This window comes from Micromonospora sp. CNZ322 (assembly GCF_007827755.1).
In genome coordinates this window covers 25,401-44,265 of the sequence record NZ_VITD01000015.1, presented here as the reverse complement: position 1 = coordinate 44,265, position 18,865 = coordinate 25,401, and the positions used below count along the sequence as shown (strand labels likewise).

17 protein-coding genes and 1 pseudogene are annotated in these 18,865 nt (G+C 70.9%); 6 read left to right on the top strand and 12 right to left on the bottom strand.

The window, feature by feature from the left end; genetic code table 11:
* Positions 1-6 precede the first annotated feature (6 nt).
* Both FB453_RS27615 and FB453_RS27610 read right to left on the bottom strand, forming a co-directional pair.
* Positions 7-300 (bottom strand): WXG100 family type VII secretion target, encoded by a 294-nt coding sequence (locus FB453_RS27615; RefSeq protein WP_112585712.1) that lies wholly within the window; start codon positions 298-300, stop codon positions 7-9.
* Positions 301-321: 21 nt separating this feature from the next.
* A complete protein-coding gene (locus FB453_RS27610) occupies positions 322-642 on the bottom strand; it encodes a WXG100 family type VII secretion target (RefSeq protein ID WP_091395516.1) in 321 nt (106 codons plus the stop codon).
* A 445-nt stretch (positions 643-1,087) separates the two neighbouring features.
* Between FB453_RS27610 and eccE the strand changes: the two are divergent.
* The 4 genes and pseudogenes from eccE (at position 1,088) to rarD (ending at position 4,892) form a co-directional block, all read left to right on the top strand.
* A pseudogene (eccE, locus tag FB453_RS27605) lies at positions 1,088-2,894 on the top strand (type VII secretion protein EccE).
* Positions 2,895-2,956: 62 nt separating this feature from the next.
* The gene (locus FB453_RS27600) at positions 2,957-3,343 is read left to right on the top strand and encodes a phage holin family protein (protein ID WP_091395522.1); all 387 of its coding nucleotides are present in this window, start codon (positions 2,957-2,959) and stop codon (positions 3,341-3,343) included.
* A gap of 128 nt (positions 3,344-3,471) precedes the next feature.
* Complete coding sequence (locus FB453_RS27595) at positions 3,472-3,969, top strand: GNAT family N-acetyltransferase (protein ID WP_145794940.1); 498 nt, start codon at positions 3,472-3,474, stop codon at positions 3,967-3,969.
* The gene (gene rarD, locus FB453_RS27590) at positions 3,966-4,892 is read left to right on the top strand and encodes an EamA family transporter RarD (protein ID WP_145794938.1); all 927 of its coding nucleotides are present in this window, start codon (positions 3,966-3,968) and stop codon (positions 4,890-4,892) included. Before FB453_RS27595 ends, rarD begins: the two co-directional genes overlap by 4 nt.
* Before the next feature lie 100 nt (positions 4,893-4,992).
* Here rarD and FB453_RS27585 read toward each other — a convergent pair whose 3' ends face one another.
* Positions 4,993-5,709 (bottom strand): anti-sigma factor family protein, encoded by a 717-nt coding sequence (locus FB453_RS27585; RefSeq protein WP_091395531.1) that lies wholly within the window; start codon positions 5,707-5,709, stop codon positions 4,993-4,995.
* Positions 5,706-6,221, bottom strand: a complete 516-nt coding sequence (locus FB453_RS27580; RefSeq protein ID WP_091395533.1) for a sigma-70 family RNA polymerase sigma factor — start codon at positions 6,219-6,221, stop codon at positions 5,706-5,708. The genes FB453_RS27585 and FB453_RS27580 overlap by 4 nt, the downstream gene beginning before the upstream one ends.
* Before the next feature lie 226 nt (positions 6,222-6,447).
* Here FB453_RS27580 and FB453_RS27575 point away from each other — a divergent pair, with 226 nt between their 5' ends.
* On the top strand, positions 6,448-8,574 hold the full coding sequence (locus FB453_RS27575) for a PhoX family protein (RefSeq protein WP_145794936.1): 2,127 nt from the start codon (positions 6,448-6,450) through the stop codon (positions 8,572-8,574).
* Positions 8,575-8,676: 102 nt separating this feature from the next.
* On the opposite strand, the gene FB453_RS27570 is transcribed toward FB453_RS27575, so the two are convergent.
* Positions 8,677-9,459, bottom strand: coding sequence for an IclR family transcriptional regulator (locus tag FB453_RS27570; protein WP_091395539.1), 783 nt, complete (start codon positions 9,457-9,459; stop codon positions 8,677-8,679).
* Between the two features lie 154 nt (positions 9,460-9,613).
* On the opposite strand from FB453_RS27570, the gene FB453_RS27565 reads away from it, so the two are divergent.
* Positions 9,614-10,843, top strand: a complete 1,230-nt coding sequence (locus FB453_RS27565) for an MFS transporter (RefSeq protein WP_145794934.1) — start codon at positions 9,614-9,616, stop codon at positions 10,841-10,843.
* On the opposite strand, the gene FB453_RS27560 is transcribed toward FB453_RS27565, so the two are convergent.
* The 7 genes from FB453_RS27560 to nuoI all read right to left on the bottom strand — a co-directional run bounded on the left by FB453_RS27560 (position 10,819) and on the right by nuoI (position 18,864).
* Positions 10,819-11,904 (bottom strand): polyprenyl synthetase family protein, encoded by a 1,086-nt coding sequence (locus tag FB453_RS27560; RefSeq protein WP_091395545.1) that lies wholly within the window; start codon positions 11,902-11,904, stop codon positions 10,819-10,821. The two genes, FB453_RS27565 and FB453_RS27560, sit on opposite strands and share 25 nt — an antisense overlap.
* A 90-nt stretch (positions 11,905-11,994) precedes the next feature.
* Entirely contained in the window at positions 11,995-13,548 is a 1,554-nt protein-coding gene (gene nuoN / locus FB453_RS27555; RefSeq protein WP_112585698.1) for an NADH-quinone oxidoreductase subunit NuoN, read from the bottom strand.
* A gap of 52 nt (positions 13,549-13,600) precedes the next feature.
* Entirely contained in the window at positions 13,601-15,136 is a 1,536-nt protein-coding gene (locus FB453_RS27550) for an NADH-quinone oxidoreductase subunit M (protein ID WP_145794932.1), read from the bottom strand.
* 64 nt (positions 15,137-15,200) lie between these two features.
* Positions 15,201-17,126 (bottom strand): NADH-quinone oxidoreductase subunit L, encoded by a 1,926-nt coding sequence (gene nuoL, locus FB453_RS27545; protein WP_091395553.1) that lies wholly within the window; start codon positions 17,124-17,126, stop codon positions 15,201-15,203.
* A gap of 12 nt (positions 17,127-17,138) precedes the next feature.
* A complete protein-coding gene (gene nuoK, locus FB453_RS27540; RefSeq protein ID WP_112638712.1) occupies positions 17,139-17,456 on the bottom strand; it encodes an NADH-quinone oxidoreductase subunit NuoK in 318 nt (105 codons plus the stop codon).
* Positions 17,456-18,226: an NADH-quinone oxidoreductase subunit J gene (locus FB453_RS27535; RefSeq protein WP_145794930.1), complete on the bottom strand. Its 771-nt coding sequence runs from the start codon at positions 18,224-18,226 to the stop codon at positions 17,456-17,458. The genes nuoK and FB453_RS27535 overlap by 1 nt, the downstream gene beginning before the upstream one ends.
* On the bottom strand, positions 18,223-18,864 hold the full coding sequence (nuoI, locus tag FB453_RS27530) for an NADH-quinone oxidoreductase subunit NuoI (RefSeq protein WP_112585694.1): 642 nt from the start codon (positions 18,862-18,864) through the stop codon (positions 18,223-18,225). Before nuoI ends, FB453_RS27535 begins: the two co-directional genes overlap by 4 nt.
* Between the last annotated feature and the right edge of the window lies 1 nt (position 18,865).

Below are 18,865 nucleotides of genomic sequence, written 5' to 3'. Positions count from 1 at the left end.
CATCGCTCACTGGAACAGCCCGGTGTTCTTCTTCTCGGTGTCCAGGTAGTCGGTGGCGGAGTCGTTCACCGCCAACCTGATGTCACGCAGCATCCCCTGCAGGTCCTGCGAGGCCGAACGCCACCGCGCCTGCCGCTGCTCGTAGGCCTGCCGCGCCTCGCCCGTCCAGCTCGCCACCAGCGGGGCGGCGTCGCGTTCGAGTTGGCCGAGTTGCGCGTCGAGGGTGTTCAACGCCTTCTGAATGTCAGCGCCGGCCTGCTGCAGCGCGGCGAAGTTGACGACCAGCACACCATGGTCCATCGGATTCCCTCCCCAGCGGGATCAGAGCGGCAGCTGGATGCCGCCGCGGTTGGTGCCGGCCACCCGGCTGGCCACCTCGTCGTCGGACGCGTGGTACTGCCGACCGGCGGTGCGGATCGCACCGGCGGTTTCGCGCAGCGCGCGGTGCAGCGCCGCCTGGTCCTGTGACCACTGCTGCTTGACCTGCTCGAACGACCGGCCACCAGCGCCACGCCAGGCCTGCTGCAACACCTCCAGCTCGGCCAGCAGGCCGGTCAGCATGGACTGCAACGACTGGTCCACCTGCTCGAACTTCGCGGCAGTCTGCTGCATCACCGCTGCTTCTGCCTTGGTTTGGGACATCCGGACGTCACCTCGTCTCTCGGATCGCACCTGGCCGTCGACGCGCCCGCCCCGGGGCGACGCGTCGTCGCTGGGCCCGGTCGTCGAGCACTGAGACACGGGTCAGCGACTGACTTCGTGGCTGACGGTAGCGACCTCGTAGCAGTTCTGCTACCCCACCGGCTTCCCCTGTGGACAACCGAGGCGGCCATCGGTCGCTTACGATGTGCCGCAGCCACGTCGCGGCGCGTGACGGGCCGCCGGAGGGCGGCCGGCCGCCCGACCCGGTCCCCACTGGTCGAGGAGGCACGGTGCCGGCGATCACTACCGGAGGGCCGCACCCGCCGACCCCGGTCGGGTCCGAGGCAGCTGCCTCCCCAGGGGTGGGCGGGCCAGGCCGACCCACCGACCGCCGCCCGGGGTCGGTCGATCAGCACACCCCCCGTCGCCGGTCGCCGGTGGCCCACTGGGTCGCACTCGGCCGTCGTGCGGCTGCCGGAGCGCGAGCCGGCCAATTGGTCACCGCACAGGTCGCGGCGGCGCTCGTGCTGGTCGCCCTCGGCCGGCCCGCACCGGTCGTCGCGGCGGCCGTACTGGTGGCCGTGCTGCTGGTGGCCGCCGCCTGGATGCCGGTGCGCGGGCGGTGGCTGTTCGAGTGGCTGGGCACCGCCATCGGGCACCTCACCCGCCGGCGGGTGTTGACCGCGCCGGCCGACGCGGCCGAACTGCTCGACCTGGTTGCCCCGGGCACTGTGGTCCGCTCGACCGAGTTGACCGGCGGGCCGGCGGCCGTCCTGGAGGACACCACCGGCATGGTCGCGCTCCTGGAGCTCGGCGACCCCGGCGACCTGCTGGGCGACGTGTCCCAGGCGATCCCCGCCCCGGCCGCGTTGCTCCCCCCGACCGGGCCGGACCAGCCCCCGCTGCTGGTCCAGCTGCTGCTCGCCGGTGCGCCGGCGCCGGTGCCGAGCGCCGGTGGCACGGTCGGCACGTCGTACCGGCAGCTCACCGACGGGCGGCTCGCCGGGCGCGAGCGGGCGGTGGTGGCGGTCCGGGTGCTGCGGGTGAACGGTTGGTCCGAGGAGGACCTGCGCCGGGCCCTCGCCGGCACGGTCCGCCGGATCGTCCGCCGGCTCGGGCCGTTGGCCGCGCGGCCGCTCGGGGTGCCGGCGGCGCTGCGTGTCCTGGGCGAGCTGGCCCACCACGACGGCGAACCGGTCCGGGAGTCCTGGCCGGCGATCCGGTCCGGCACTCTCGTCCAGGCCACCTTCCGTCTGCTCCACTGGCCCGACGCGCGCGCTGCGGCCGGACGCCAGCTGGTGCCCCGCCTGCTCGCGCTGCCGGCGACGGCCACGACGGTGTCGATCTGCTCAGGCCCGTCGCCGACGATGTCGACGTCTTCGGGTCCGCCGGCGGCCAGCGAAGTGCCGACCGAGCTGACCGTACGCCTGGCCGCCGGGACGGCGGCCGAGTTGACGGCGGCCACCGAGGCGCTGGTCCGCCTGGTGACCGACCTGGGCGGAAAGCTGCGACGACTCGACGGCGCCCACCTGAGCGGGCTGGCCGCCACGCTGCCGTTGGCGCTGACGGCACCCGGGGCGCGGCCCCGCCCACCGGCGCCCGGAACGCGCCCCGACTCGGCGGTCGACGACTGGGAGCTGTCAGTGGGCGACGCGGGAATGATGGTCGGCACCAACCGGCACGGCCGAGCGGTCACCGTGCGACTGTTCCGGCCGGAGAGCACCCGCGTGCTGCTGGTCGGCGGGGTGCGGGCAGCCCAACTGGTGGCCCTGCGCGCCCTGGCACTCGGCGCCCTGGTGGTGGTGCAGACCGCCCGGCCACGCGCCTGGGAACCGTTCATCCGAGGAGTGGGCGCGCCGGGCGGCACGATCCCGTTGCTCCCTCCCGGTCGGGCGGTCGCCGACGGGGTGGGCACCGCGCTGCGTCCGTTGCTGCTGATCGTCGACGCCGGGCCGGTGGCGGCCGAGGCCGCGCCGGGCCCGCCGTGGCGGGCCACCCTGGTCGTACGCGACGAGCTGACCCCGGCCGATGTGGACGCGTTGAGTCGGGCCGACCTGGCGTTGCTCCAGCCACTGACCGCAGCCGAGGCCACCCTGGCCGGAGCCGCGCTCGGGCTGGGCGGCTCGGCCGAGTGGCTGACCCGGATCCGGGAGGACATGGTGGCCGTGGTCAACCGTCGGGCGCTGCGCTGGGCACTGCTCTCCCCCACTCCGATCGAGGCGCAACTGATCGGGCCGCCGACGCGCGGCTGAATCCACCGGGACGGCCAGCCGGCGGGTTACGTCGGTGCGGTGTCCGTGGCACGATCCCCGCCATGGGTTTTCTGAAAGGTCTGCTGATTCGGCTGGCCAGCACAGCTCTGGCTTTCTGGCTGGCCACGCTCCTCATCCCGGGCATCTCCCTGGATTCGAACTCGGCCACCGAAACGGTGACCACGCTGCTCCTGGTGGCGGTGATCTTCGGCGTGGTCAACGCGGTTCTCCAGCCGATCATCAAGACCGTCGGTTGTGGCTTTTACCTGCTGACCCTGGGTCTCATCGCCCTGGTGGTGAACGGACTGCTCTTCCTGCTCACCAGCTGGATCGCCGACCAGGCCGGGCTGCCGTTCTCGGTGGACGGTTTCTGGCCGGCAGCAGTGCTCGGCGCCCTCTTCGTGAGCATCGTGACCTGGATCCTCGGCGCCGTCCTCGACCGGGACTGACCGCCGACCAGCCAGCACCGACCCGGTCCGTCCGGGGCTCCGACCTCGGCCGGGGCCCCGGCGGGCCGATGACCAGAGTTCGGGAATTTGGCGGCAAGACCGCCCATCTCGGCGGTTAGCGTCGCGGCATGTTCTCGCTGACCCATTCCGACGGCCACCTGCTCAGCACCGATCCGGCGCGGATCGACCTGGACCTGGTGCACCACTGGTTGTCCACCGACGCGTACTGGGCGCTCGGACGAGACCGGGAGACCACCGAGCGGTCGTTCGCCGGCTCGCTGCCGTTCGGCATCTACCGGCCGGAGGACGGCCGCCAGGTCGCGGTGGCCCGGGTCGTCACGGACGGCGCCACCTTCGCCTGGCTCTGCGACGTGTACGTCGACCGCGCCGCCCGGGGTCGCGGTCTGGGCGGGTGGCTGGCCGGCGCGGTCCGCGATCACCTGGATGAGCTGGGCGTACGCCGGATCCTGCTCTGCACCAACGACGCCCACCAGGTGTACGCGGGGGTGGGCTTCACCCCGCTGGACGCGCCGCAACGGTGGATGCAGCTGGACCGGCGGCCCCCGGTGACCCCGATCACCGGAAAGGAACAAAGCAGCACTACGCCCCTTACGGTGGAAGCGTGACGCCACTCCGCCTGGGATACCTCTACGGCCTCGGCGCGTACCTGCTCTGGGGTTTCTTTCCGCTCTACCTGAAGCTGCTGCGACCCGCCGGCCCGCTGGAGATCCTGGCCCACCGGATCGTCTGGTCGGTGCTCTTCGTGGCCCTGCTGCTGGCGGCGCTGCGCAACGTCGGCTTCCTGCGGGCGCTGCTGCGCCGTCCCTGGGCGATGGCGGGGATCGTCGCCGCCGCCGCGCTGATCGCGGTCAACTGGGGCACCTACATCTACGGGGTCAACTCCGACCGGGTGGTGGAGACCGCGCTCGGCTACTTCATCAACCCGTTGATCGTGGTGCTGCTCGGGGTGACGGTGCTGCGGGAGCGGCTACGCCCGGCGCAGTGGGTGGCGCTGGGGATCGGCGCGTCGGCGGTCGCGGTGCTCACAGTGGACTACGGCCGGCTGCCCTGGCTGGCGTTGACCCTGGCGTTCAGCTTCGCCGGCTACGGCCTGGTGAAGAAGCGGCTCGGACTGCCTGCGGCGGAGGGGCTCTTCGTCGAGTCGGCGGTGCTGGCGTTGCCCGCGCTGGGCTACCTGGGCTGGGTGACGGCGAAGGGCGACCTGACCTTCGGGCACGTCTCGGCCGGGCACACCGCGCTGCTGGTGCTGGCCGGCGCGGCCACGGCGATTCCGCTGCTGCTGTTCGCCGGGGCGGCCAACCGACTGCCCCTGAGCAGCCTCGGCACGCTCCAGTACCTGACGCCGGTTCTTCAGCTCGGCTGCGGGGTGCTGATCTTCCACGAGCCGATGCCGCCGGCCCGGCTGGCCGGCTTCGCGCTGGTCTGGCTGGCCCTGATCGTCTTCACCGCCGACGCCGTCCGAACCTCCCGCCGCACCCGCCAGCCCCACCAACCAACCTCCACCCCCACCCCTGTCCCCACCCCCTAACCTCGCGATCTTGCAGATTCGGTCGTCGATATGCCTGACATGCCCCTTACGGCAGGGCAGAAAGTGCAAGATCGCGGAGGACCAGGGGTGGGCGGGCGGGTCAGGGGACGGCGTAGGTCAGGAGGGGCGTGCCGTCGGCTTTCTGCAACTCCACGCTGACCAGCTCGGCGTCGGTGAACCTCGTCGCGCCGGTGAAGCTGAGGTCGTCGCCCGGAGCCGCCAGCCAGGAGCCGATCTGCTCGGTGGCGCCGTTCGGACCACGCGCCACCAGCCGGAACGGGTACGCCTTGCCGTAGCTCGTCCGCGCGTCGTACCCGCAACGCATGGTCACCTCGGTGCCCCACTTGGTGCCGGTCAGCCCGAGGTCGGCGTGCACCGGCCCGGCGGCGGCCACCGGTCGCATGGCCACCATCGACACCTGCGGTGCCGGGTTACCCTGCGCGCCGGGCGGCCGGGACTGGTCGACCGGTCGAGGCAGCGCCACGGCGGTGCCCACACCGACCAGCAGCGCCAGCCCGGCGGCGGCCAGTGTGGTCAGTGCGTACCGTCGCCGGTCCGCGGCGCGTTCCCGACGACGGCGCTGGCGGGCCTCGTCCAGCAGCGCGGGCACCCGGGGCGGGGCCGGCGGCGGCAGGATCTGCTCCAACCCCGCCGGGTCGAGGCGCCCGAGCAACCCGGGCAGGACGGCGATCTCGGCGACCGCCTCCCGACACGAGGCGCAGCCGCCCAGGTGCCGCTCGTAGGCCGCCCGCTCGGCGGGGGCCAGGGCGCCCAGCACGTACGCGCCGTCGTCGTACGCGAACTCGCACCGGGTCATCCCGTCACCCCCATCTCGGCCAGGACCAACCGTAGAGACCGCAGCGCGTAGTGGGTGCGGGATTTCACGGTCCCTGGCGGTACGCCCAGGCGGGACGCCGCCTCGGCCACTGACCGCCCCTGGTAGAAGCACTCGACCAGCACCTCCCGGTGGGTCGGGCTGAGCCGGTTCAGCGCCTCGGCGACGGTCCACGCCTCCACAGCCCGTTCGGCCTCGTCGATTGCCTCGGGCGGTTCGGGCAGATCGTCGGTGAACACCTCGCCGACCCGGGTGGATCGCCGCCGCCAGGCGTCGATGGCCAGGTTGCGGGCGGTGGTGAACAGCCAGGACCGCACCGATCCGCGCGTCGGGTCGAGTGACTCCGGATGTCGCCAGGCCCGCAGCAGCGTCTCCTGCACCAGGTCCTCGGCCCGCTGCCGGTCCCCGTTTACCAGCCGCAGGGCATGGGCGTACAGCGCCTCCGCGTGCTCGTCGTGCAGCGCGCGCAGCAGTTGGGCGTCGTGGTCGCTGATGGCGGTCTCCTCGCTTCCGGCGCGCGTCCGGCGGTGCGTTCGCTCGGGAATACGTGCGGTCACGCCGATCGGTTCAGCCCGAGGTCAGACCGGTTGCGTGCCGGTTGCCACGACGAAGGTGTTCATGCCCGGTTCACATCGCGGCTGACGAGCGCTCACCACGTCCTCCTAGCGTCCGGCTGGTACGCCGCCTGTCGTGCCACCGACTTCTCTGGAGGCCTCCCCCATGAGCGACCGTCCCCGGCTGCTCCCCCTGTTGAACGGCACCCGCCATGGCACCCGTGATGCCATGACCTGTCTGTACCGGTGCGGAAACGCGTGCGACCACCCGGTCCCGAACACCTCCGACAACGCGTACTTCGGTGACGTGGTGAACGCCGAGGTGTCGCGGCGTGGCGTGGTCCGGGCCGGCGCGGTCGGCGCGCTGGTGCTCGGTTTCGGCGGCGCGGCAGCCGGCGCGCTCGCCGGGGCGGCCCCGGCCATGGCGGCCCCGACCGCCCCGGACGTTCCGGAGAACTTCGGGTTCGGTCGTCCCAGCACCGGGGTCGGCAGCGGCGCGCTGACCTTCAAGCCGATCCCACCGAACAAGCTGGACACCCTGGTCGTGCCGAACGGGTACGACCACGCCGTGGTGATCAAGTGGGGTGACCCGGTGCTGCCGGGCGCTCCGGAGTTCGACCTGCACCACCAGACCGCCGCCGCGCAGTCCAGGCAGTTCGGTTACAACAACGACTTCGTGGGCGTGTTGCCGCTGGACAAGCAGGGCAAGCGGGCGCTGCTCGTGGTCAACCACGAGTACACCAACGAGGACCTGATGTTCCCGGGCTTCCCCGGCCTGGACGGGCTCTCCGTGGAGCAGCTGCGCACCGCGATGGCCGCGCACGGCATGTCAGTGGTGGAGCTTGAGCGGGTGGCGGGCACCGGGCAGTGGAAGCCGGTCGGCAAGGGCCCGCGGCCGTACAACCGACGGGTCACCGCCCTGAGCACCAAGTTCGACCTGACCGGCCCGGCGGCCGGCTCGGCCTGGCTGAAGACCGCCGCCGACCCCAGGGGCCGCACTGTCGTCGGCACGCTGAACAACTGCGCCGGCGGCGTGACCCCGTGGGGCACGGTGCTCTCCGGCGAGGAGAACTTCAACCAGTACTTCGTGGGCGCCGACGCCGTCCCGGCCGAGCTGAAGCCGAAGCTGGACCGTTACGGCATCAGCACCGCCGCCCGCTACCCCAGCGGCAGCCGCAAGTGGGAGCGCGCGGACGAGCGCTTCGACCTGGCGAAGCACCCCAACGAGGCACACCGGTTCGGCTGGGTCGTCGAGATCGACCCGTTCGACCCGGAGAGCCGCCCGCGCAAGCACACCGCGATGGGCCGGTTCAAGCACGAGGGCGCCAACGTGATCGTCGCGAAGGACGGCCACGTGGTCGCGTACATGGGCGACGACGAGCGGTTCGACTACCTCTACAAGTTCGTCTCGGACAAGAAGTTCATGAAGGGCAACTCCTGGGCTGCCCGCAAGCACAACCTGACCCTGCTGGAGTCCGGCACGCTCTACGTGGCAGAGCTCTACCAGACCAGCGCCGCCGAGATCGACGGCTCCGGCAAGCTCCCCACCGACGGCGCGTTCAACGGCCGGGGTCGCTGGATCAGGCTGGTCAGCGGCAACCGGTCGTTCGTCGACGGGATGACCGCCGCGGACGTGCTCACCTTCACCCGGCTCGCCGGTGACAAGGTCGGCGCGACCAAGATGGACCGCCCCGAGGACGTCGAGCCGAGCCTGCTCACCGGCACGGTGTACGTGGCGCTGACAAACAACACCAACCGGGGCGTCGGCAGCAACCCGAAGCCGGACGAGGCCAACCCGCGCAACGCCAACAAGCACGGGCAGATCCTGGAGCTGGTCGAGGACCGCAACGACAACACCTCGGAGACCTTCGCCTGGTCGCTGCCGATCGTCTGCGGCGACCCGACCGACCCGTCGACCTTCTTCGCCGGGTACGACAGGACCAAGGTCTCCCCGATCTCCTGCCCGGATAACGTCGCCTTCGACGCCACCGGCAACCTCTGGATCTCCACCGACGGCAATGCGCTGGGCAGCAACGACGGCCTGTTCGCCACCGCCGTGGAGGGTCCGGAGCGGGGTCACCTCAAGCAGTTCCTGACCGTGCCGCTCGGCGCGGAGACCTGCGGCCCGTTCATCACCGACGACAACCGCTCGGTCTTCGTCGCCGTGCAGCACCCGGGCGAGATCACCGGTGCCTCGGTGGAGAACCCGGCCTCGAACTGGCCCGACGGCGACTACGCCAAGCCGGGCGTGGTGGTCACCTGGCGCCTCGACGGCGGCCCGGTGGGCAGCTGACATCGCACCCGCGGCCGAGCGGCCGCTGACGTTGCTCCGGCGGTCCGGCGCTGGACCGCCCCGAGAGGCCCTCCCCCAGCCCGGGAGAGGGCCTCTCGGCGGTCAGTTGTCGGTGGCGATGCCGTCGGCCACGCCGCGGGCCACTGTGAGCAGCTTGGCGCGTACCACCCGGGCGGAGGTCATCATCTCGCTGGCCGGCAACGCACAGGCCAGCACGACGCGGCGTTCCATGTCCTTGTCCGGCGCGACGAGCACCGCGGCGCAGGCCACCCCCTGGCGGAACTGCCCCATCTCCAGTTGCATGCCGCGCCGGTCGCCCGCGGCCAGGTCGGCCTCGAAACTCTCGGTGGTGGTCAGCGTGGCGGTGGTGAACGGGCGCATGCCGTACTCACGCAGATAGCGATAGCGCTGGTCGGTCGTGAGGGTGGCGAGCAGCGACTTGCCGAGCGCTGTCGCGTGCGCCCCCTCGTCGAAGCCGGGGACCAGATCCTCCAGGTAGGGCGAGCGGTGCCCCTCGGCGACCGCGGTGAGGGCCACCTGACCGCCGACGAACCGACCGAGGTAGTGGCTGTAGCCGGTGTCCAGGGCGGCCCGCCGCAGCGTCTCACCGACCGCCGGCGGACCCCGGAACGCCGTCACCAGCTCCCGGTACCGGTCGGCCACCTCCAACCCCACGATGTACGTGCCGTCCTCGCGACGGATCACGTAGCCCTCGTAGGCGAGGGTGCGGACCAGGTGGTAGGTGGTGGCCACGGTCAGCTCACAGCGCCGGGCGATCTGCTTGACGGTCAGGCCCTTCGGGGCGCGACCGACCGACTCCAGCACCCGTAGCGCTCGGGACACGCTGCGAATCAGGTCCGAAGGTTCTGCCAAGGGGTCGCGCACAACCACCTCCGCCGCCGGGGACTTACACCATATGAAAAACAGGCCCGGTGCGAAATGCCTGTTCGGGTCGAGGATGCCAGATCACCATCCACAGGTTGTGCCCCGCCGGTCACCGGGAGTGCGGTGAGCGGGGCTCGCGTAGGTTTGCCGAACGATGACCGACACCTCCAATACCCCCGATCCGGCCGTTGCCCAACCCCGTCCGGTCCGGGCCAGCGCCGGCGCAGTCGTCACCACAGTGGCCTGCGTGCTCCCCGTCTTCCTGCTCGGCGGTCTCGCCGTGCAGATGGGCACGGACCTCGGCTTCTCGCCCGCCGGCCTGGGCCTGGCCGTCTCCGTCTACTTCGGGGTCAGCGCGCTGGCCTCGGTGCCCTCCGGGCGGTTGGTCGAGCGGTACGGGCCGGCAGTGGTGGCCCGCTGCGGCATCCTGCTGGCCGCCGGGTCGATGCTGGCAGTGGCGGCCTTCGCCCGGTCGTACCCGGTGCTGGTCGGCCTGCTGGCGCTCAGCGCCGCCGCGAACGCGCTCGGCCAGTTGGCCAGCAACGCCGCGCTGGCCCAGCACGTGCCGGCCCGGCGGCAGGGGCTGTCGTTCGGTGTCAAGCAGGCCGCCATCCCGGTGTCCACCCTGCTGGCCGGGGTGGCGGTGCCCACCATCGCGCTCACTGCCGGCTGGCGCTGGGCGTTCGTGGCCGCCGCCGTGGCCGCGCTGACGACGCTGGCCGCCGTACCCCGGCAGTTGCCCGGCCTGGCCCGGCGGGCCGGTGCCACGCGCGCCGGGCGGGCGACGGCGGCGCTGGTGGTGATCGGCGCTGCGGCGACGTTGGCCTCGGGCGCGGCCAACTCGTTGGGCACCTTCCTGGTGGACTCCGCCGCGGCCCGGGGTCTGTCGCCGGGCCTCGCCGGCCTCACCCTGACCCTGGGTAGCGCGGTCTGCGTGGTGGCTCGGGTGGGCGCCGGCTGGTTGGCCGACCGCCGCGAGACCGGCCACGTCGCCCTCATCGCCGCGATGCTGCTCGTCGGCGCGGTCGGGCTGGGCCTGCTCGCGTTGACCGGTTCGATGCCGTTGGTGGTCGGAGTGGTGCTCGGCTTCGGCCTGGGCTGGGCCTGGCCCGGCCTGATGAACTTCGCGGTGGTCCGGCTCCACCCGCAGTCACCGGCCGCCGCCACCTCGATCACACAGACCGGGGTGTACGCGGGCGGCTGTCTCGGCCCGCTGAGCCTGGGCCCACTCGCCGCCCACCTCGGTTACCCGGCGATGTGGACCATCGCGGCCGTGGCGATGCTGCTCGCCGCCGCCCTCATGCTCGTCGGCAGCCGACTGTTGACCCGCGCCGCCACCGCGGCGGGCCGGGGCGTGGATCAGCTGGTGCGGTCGGCGATGTAGTCGCAGAGCGACTCAAGCGCGCTGCGTGACGGGCCGGGCGGCAGCGGGGCGAGTTGCGCGCGAGCCTCCTCGGCGTAGCTGCGCACGGTCTCCCGGGCCCGCTTGAGCGCCGGGCTCTCCCGCAGCAGCCCCAACGCCTCGGCGTGCAGCGCGTCGTCAGTCAACGGGCCGGTCGCCAGGATCTCCCGCAGCCGCACCGACGACGCGTCGGAGTCGTCCGCCTCGCGGGCGTAGAGCACCGGCAGCGTCGGGACACCCTCGCGCAGGTCCGTGCCGGGGGTCTTGCCCGACTGCACCGACTCGGAGGCGATGTCCAGCAGGTCGTCGGAGAGTTGGAAGGCGACACCGATCGTCTCGCCGTACCCGGCGAGGGCCTCCACGTGCTCCGGGGCGGCACCACCGAACATGCCGCCGAACCGGGCGGACGTGGCGATCAGCGAGCCGGTCTTCTCGGCGATCACGTGCAGGTAGTGGGCCACCGGGTCGTCGTCGGCGCGCGGCCCGACCGTCTCCGCGATCTGGCCGTGCACCAGCCGGGCGAAGGTGCGCGCCTGCAACCGGACCGCCTCGGGGCCCAGGTCGGCGGCGATGTCCGCCGCGCGGGCGAAGAGGTAGTCGCCGACCAGGATGGCGACCGAGTTGGTCCACCGGGAGTTCGCGCTCGGCGCGCCCCGACGGACGGCGGCCTCGTCCATCACGTCGTCGTGGTAGAGGGTGGCGAGGTGCGTGAGCTCCATCACCACGGCGGCCGGGACCACCTGCGCACCGGTCGGGTCACCGAACTGGGCGCCGAGCGCCACCAGCAACGGCCGGAACCGCTTCCCGCCGGCCTCGACGAGGTGCCGGGCGGCCTCGGTGACGAACGGGTCGGCGCTGGCCACGCTGGCCCGCAACTCGACCTCGACCGTGTCCAGAAGACCCAGCACGGACGCCTCGACACGAGGATCGGCGAGGTTGAGGCCAAGCGCGCCGAACTGACTCGTGCTCGCCCGACCCCGACGACCGCCGGAGCCGGAGGCACCTGAACGCTCGCCCGCCGGTTTCACCACGCTATCAACCATGCCACACCCGTTCGACCTGCTCCGGCCCGGGGATACGCACCGGGGGCCGGCACGTGAACACGCGTCGACCCCCGGTGATCGATCCTTCGGTCATCGAACGAATTCGGCGGCTCCGGCAGCCAGATCGAGCAGCGGCGCCGGGGCGACACCCAACACCAGGGTCGCCAGCACACCGATCATCAGCGCGGCGGAGGTGAGCCCACCAGGCACCGTGACGGTCGGGGTGGACTCGCCCGGCTCGGAGAGCCACATCATCACCACGACCCGCAGGTACGGGAACGCGAGAATCATGCTGGTCAGCACACCGGCGATCACCAGCCAGGCCTGGCCACCCTCCAGCGCCGGCCCGAAGATGGCGAACTTGCTGGTGAAGCCGCTGGTCAGCGGAATACCGGCGAAGGCCAGCAGGATGAACGTGAACAGCGCCGCGAAGAACGGCGACCGACGGCCCAGCCCGGCCCAGCGGGACAGGTGGGTGGCCTCGCCGTCGTCGTCCCGTACCAGCGTCACCACGGCGAACGCGGCCAGCACCGAGAAGCCGTACGCGACCAGGTAGAACATCGTGCCGGCGAGCCCGTCGCGGCTCGGCGCCAACACACCGACCAGCAGGTAGCCGGCGTTGGCGATCGAGGAGTACGCGAGCAGCCGCTTGATGTCGGTCTGGGTGACCGCGAGCACCGCACCCACCAGCATGGTCAGCACCGCCACCGCGCCGAGGACCGGCGTGAAGTCCCAGTTGGCGTCGGCGAACGCGACCTGGAAGACGCGCAGCAGGGCACCGAACGCGGCGACCTTGGTGCAGGCAGCCATGAACCCGGTGACCGGGGTCGGAGCACCCTGGTAGACGTCCGGGGTCCAGACGTGGAACGGGGCCGCCGCGGCCTTGAAGAGCAGACCGATGGCGAGCAGCGCCATGCCGGCGAAGAGCAGCACCGGGCTGGCCGGCGACTCGCCCACCGCCGCGTGGATGGTGGCGAAGTCAACGCCGGCCGAGCGGCCCGGGATGCCGGAGGTGAAGCCGTAGATCAGGGCCACGCCGAACAGGAAGAACGCCGAGGCGTAGGCGCCGAGCAGGAAGTACTTCATCGCCGCCTCCTGACTCAGCAGACGCCGGCGACGGGCCAGCGCGCAGAGCAGGTAGAGCGGCAGGGAGAAGACCTCGAGTGCGATGAACATGGTCAGCAGGTCGTTCGCCGCCACGAAGATCAGCATGCCGCCGATCGCGAACGTGGTCAGCGGGTAGACCTCGGTGAGACCGTTGCGCCCTTCGGCCTGCCGCCGGTCGTCGGCCGACTCCGCGGTCACCGCGGCCTGGGCGACGAACGCTCCGCCCCGCTCGACCGAGCGGTCACCGATCAGCAGCAGCGCCATCGCGGCCAGCACCAGGATCGCGCCCTGGAGGAAGAGCGTCGGCCCGTCGATCGCGAGCGCCTGGCCCGCAGTGATGATCCGCTCATCGGCGCTGAGGACCACCATGGTCAGTGCTGCGAGCACAGCGAGCAGCGCCAGCGTCAGCTGCACGACGTGCCGCCAGCGACGAGGCACCAGAGCCTCGACCAGCACGCCGAGCAACGCCGTGCCCAGCATGATGAGGATCGGAGAGATCGCCGCGTAGTCGATCGACGGCAGCTTCAACTCGGTCACTGGGCCGACCTTTCGTTCGCGACTGCGGGGCTCGCAAGCTCACTCCTCGCGCTCACCGGCCTGCCTCCTGGACGGTGCCGCCCACGGACGGCGCCGGGTCGGTTCTGCCGATGTCGTCCATGGTCGCCTGGACGGCGGGGTTGATCACGTCAGTGACCGGCTTGGGGAAGAAGCCGAGCAGCACGATCAGCGCGATCAGCGGGGCGACCACTACCTTCTCGCGCAGGTTGAGGTCCCGACGCATGCCGTCGACCTCGGTCAGCGCCGGGTTGAGGGTGCCCTGGGTGGTGCGCTGCACCATCCACAGCACGTACGCGGCAGCCAGGATGATGCCGAGCGTGGCGATGACCGCGACCGGCTTGTTCACAGTGAAGGTACCGATCAGCACCAGGAACTCGGAGATGAACGGCGCCGTGCCGGGCAGCGCGAGCGAGGCGAGACCAGCGAAGAAGAGCACCCCGGCGAGCACCGGGACGAGCTTGCCGGCGCCACCGAAGTCGCTGATCAACGCCGAACCACGCCGGGAGATCAGCATGCCCACCACCAGGAAGAGCAGGCCGGTGGCCAGCCCGTGGTTGAGCATGTAGAGCACCGCGCCGGTGCCGGCCTGGGTGGTGAAGGCGAAGATGCCCACACCGATGAAGCCGAAGTGCGCGATCGAGGTGTACGACACCAGCCGCTTGAGGTCGTTCTGGCCGACCGCCAGCAGCGCGGCGTAGACGATGCCGATCACGCCCAGGGCCAGCGCCCACGGCGCGAACCACTTCGACGCCTCGGGGAACAGCGGCAGGCAGTAGCGCAGGATGCCGAAGGTGCCGACCTTGTCCAGCACGCCGACGAGCAGCGCCGCCGCCCCCGCCGGGGCGGCGCCACCGGCATCGGGCAACCAGGTGTGGAACGGGAAGAACGGCGCCTTGATGGCGAACGCGAGGAAGAAGCCGAGGAACAGCCACCGCTCGGTGCCGGTGCTGATGTCGACCTGCGAGAGCGCCTGCCAGTCGAAGGTCTTTCCGCCGACCACCCACAGGCCGATCACCGCGGCCAGCATGAACAGACCGCCGACGAGCGAGTAGAGGAAGAACTTCACCGCCGCGTACTGCCGCTGGTGGCCGCCGTAGCTGCCGATGAGAAAGTACATCGGCACCAGCATGACCTCGAAGAACACGTAGAACAGGAAGACGTCGGCGGCCGCGAAGACGCCGATCATCGTGCACTCGAGGACCAGCAGCAGTGCGAAGTAGACGGGCACCGACCGCTTCGACGACTCGGCGTCGTGCCAGGACGCCAGGATCACCAGCGGCACCAGCACCGCGATCAGCATCAGCATCACCAGCGCGATGCCGTCGGCGGCGAAGGTGAAGCTGACCCCCCAGTTCGGAATCCAGGAGTACGACTCGCGGAACTGGAACCGGTCACCGCCGGCGTTGAAGCTGACCCACATCACCACCGAGAGCACCAGCACGAGCAGCGACCAGGCGAACGCCACCTGCTTGGCCAGCTCCGGGCGGTGGCGCGGCAGGAAGGCCACCACCAGGGCGCCCACCAGCGGCGCCACGGTGAGCACCGAGAGGAACGGGAAGTTGGACATTATGCGGCCTTACCTCCGTCGTCACTGCGTGGTCCGCCGGCGGGGGCGGCCGGAAAGAGGTTGATCACGCCAACCACCCCGCCTGCACCGCCAGGAACGCCGCCATCACCAGCAGCGCACCGGCCAGGATCGAGGTGGCGTACGAGCGGACAAAGCCGGTCTGCATCCGACGGAGGCGACCCGAGCCCCCGCCGACCGCGGCGGCGAGCCCGTTGACGAGCCCGTCGATGCCCCGGTTGTCGAGGTACACCAGCGCCCGGGTGAGGAAGATGCCCGGCTTCTCGAAGACCGCTTCGTTGACCGTGTCGGTGTAGAGGTTGCGCCGGGCGGCGGTGACCAGCACCCCGGCCGGCTGCGGCGCGGTGGCCGTGCCGGCCCGGAACAGGAACCAGGCGAGCCCGGCACCGAGCACGGTGACCAGCAGCGACAGGATGGTGATCACGGTGTGCGAGAGGACCGCCGCGTGCTCCGCGTGCTCGCCGCCCAGCCCGGCGGTCTCCGTCAGCCAGTCCGGGACGGACGTGGCGAGCAGGAAGCCGGCGCCGACCGACCCGACCGCCAGCAGGATCAGCGGGATGGTCATCAGCTTGGGCGACTCATGCGGGTGCTCGATGTCCTCGGTCCACCGCTGCGGGCCGTGGAACGTGAGCACGAACAGCCGCGTCATGTAGAACGCGGTGAGCCCGGCGCCGAGCAGTGCCGCACCGCCGAAGAGCCAGGCGGTCCAGTCCTCCCGCTCGAAGGCGGCCACGATGATCGGCTCCTTGGAGAAGAAGCCGGAGAAAGGGAACATCCCGATGATGGCCAGCCAGCCCATCATGAAGGTCAACCAGGTGATCTTCATGTACTTGGACAGCCCACCGAAGCGGCGGATGTCGACCTGGTCCTTCATTCCGTGCATGACCGAACCGGCGCCCAGGAACATGTTGGCCTTGAAGAAGCCGTGCGCCAGCAGGTGCACGATGGCCAGCGCGTACGCCGCGCCGCCGAGGCCGACACCGAGGAACATGTAGCCGATCTGGCTCACCGTCGACCAGGCGAGCACCCGCTTGATGTCGTCCTTGGCCGCACCGATGATGCAGCCGATCAGCAGGGTGAGCGCGCCGACGCTGACCACCACGAGTTGCAGCGTCGAGTTGGCCGAGAAGATCGGGTTGGACCGGGCGATCAGGTAGACGCCCGCGGTGACCATGGTGGCGGCGTGGATGAGCGCCGACACCGGGGTCGGGCCCTCCATCGCGTCCGGCAACCACGCCTGGAGCGGGAACTGGCCGGACTTGCCTGCCGCCCCGAGCAGCAGCAACAGGCCGAGGACCAGCACCGTGGTGCCGGTCAGCGCGCCGACACCGTTGAACACCTCGTCGTACTGGGTGGTGCCCAGGGTGGCGAACATGATGAAGATGCCGATGGCCAGGCCGGCGTCGCCGACCCGGTTCATCAGGAACGCCTTCTTGCCGGCGGTGGCCGCGCTCGGCCGCTCGGTCCAGAAGGAGATCAGCAGGTACGACGCCAGACCGACGCCCTCCCAGCCGAAGTACAGCATCACGTAGTTGTTGCCGAGCACCAGCAGCAGCATCGCCGCGACGAACAGGTTGAAGTACGCGAAGAACCGACGACGGCCCGCGTCGTGCGACATGTACTCCACCGCGTACAGGTGGATCAGGAAACCCACCCCGGTGATCAGCAGTACGAAGACCGCGGCCAGCGGGTCGAAGAGCAGGCCGAAGTCGACGCGCAGATCACCGACAGCGATGAAGTCCCAGAGGCTCAGCTCGACCGACTTGTTCTCCAGGCCACGCAGCTGGAAGAAGAAGCTCAGGCCGAGCACGAACGCGGCGCCGATGGCGGCGACGCCCAACCAGTGCCCCCAGCGGTCGGCCCGGCGGCCGAGCAGCAGCAGGATGGCCGCGCTGACCAGCGGGATCGCCACCAGCAGCCAGACGCCCCCAAGCAGCCCCGTGGCCTGGGCGTATTCCACAGTCTCTTCCACCGGTGGACCCCTCTAGTACTTGAGCAGGTTGGCGTCGTCGACACTCGCCGAGCGTCGCGTCCGGAAGATGGACATGATGATCGCGAGCCCGACCACGACCTCGGCCGCCGCCACCACCATCACGAAGAACGCCATGATCTGGCCGTTGAGGTCACCGTTGATCCGGCTGAAGGTGACCAGCGTCAGGTTGGCCGCGTTGAGCATCAGCTCCACGCACATGAACAGCACGAGCGCGTTGCGCCGGACCAGCACCCCGGCGGCGCCGATGGTGAACAGCACCGCGGCGAGCACGAGGTAGTAGGTCGGCTCGACCGAGAAGAACGATTCCATTACTTGTCCGTCCCCTTCAGCGAGGTCTCCTCGGCGGTCAGCTCGCGCTGCGGAAGGATCGCCGGGGTGCTGCGGTCGGTCAGGCGGCCGTCGGGCAGCCGGGCCGGGGTGGCCACCGAGGAGGAGGTCGCGAAGACGCCGGGGCCCGGCTTCGGGCCGGGGTAGTTACCCGGGGCGAAGCGTGCCTTCATGGTCGACACCTGGTCGATCTTGTCCTGCTTGCGCCGCTCGACGTGGGCCAGCACCATGGCACCGACCGCCGCGGTGATCAGCAACGCCGAGGTCAGCTCGAACGCGAAGACGTACTTGGTGAACAGCAGCCGGGCGATGCCCTGCACGTTCCCCTCGGCGTTGACCTGCTCCAGACCGGCCGTGCTGGTCCGGTCCAGTGCCTGGTAGAGGCCGGTGCCGACCAGGCCGGCGAAGCCCAGACCGAGCACGATCGCGGCGACCCGCTGGCCGCGCAGCGTCTCGATCAGCGAGTCCGTGGAGTCCCGACCGACCAGCATCAGCACGAAGAGGAAGAGCATCATGATCGCGCCGGTGTAGACGATGATCTGCACCATGCCGATGAACGGACCGGCCTGGAGGACGTAGAACACGCCCAGGCAGAGCATTGTCAGCACCAGCCACAGCGCCGAGTGCACGGCGTTGCGCGCGGCCACCATCCCGATCCCGCCGATCAGCGCGAGCGGGGCGAGGATCCAGAAGGTGACCGCCTCGCCGGTGGAGACCGAACTCGCTGCGGCGAGCACCGTAGACGTGGTCATGCTTCCTCTCCCTTGCCGGCCGCCACGCGCTGGGCGGCCTGCTCGGCGCCGGGGAACGTCACGCCGGGGTGCTCCTCGACCTGGTAGCGGCCGGGGCCCATCGGGGACGTCTCCGCACCGGCGGAGGTGCCCGGGTTGTCCAGCGCGCCGACGTAGTAGTCCTTCTCGCTGTCACCCAGCCGCATCGGGTGCGGAGGCTGCTCCATGCCCTCCAGCAACGGCGCGAGCAACTGCTCCTTCGTGAAGATCAGGTCCTGCCGGTTGTCCCGGGCCAACTCGTACTCGTTGCTCATGGTGAGCGACCGGGTCGGGCAGGCCTCGATGCACAACCCGCAGAAGATGCAGCGGGCGTAGTTGATCTGGTAGATGCTGGCGTACCGCTCACCCGGCGAGAAGCGCTGCTCGTCGGTGTTGTCGCCACCCTCGACGTAGATCGCGTCCGCCGGGCAGGCCCAGGCGCACAGCTCGCAGCCGATGCACTTCTCCAGGCCGTCCGGGTGCCGGTTGAGGATGTGCCGCCCGTGGTAGCGCGGCGCCGACACCGGCGGCTTGAACGGGTAGTCGGTCGTGACGACCTTCCTGAACATGTGCGAGAAGGTGACACCGAATCCCTTGAACGTTCCGGTGATCGCGCCCACG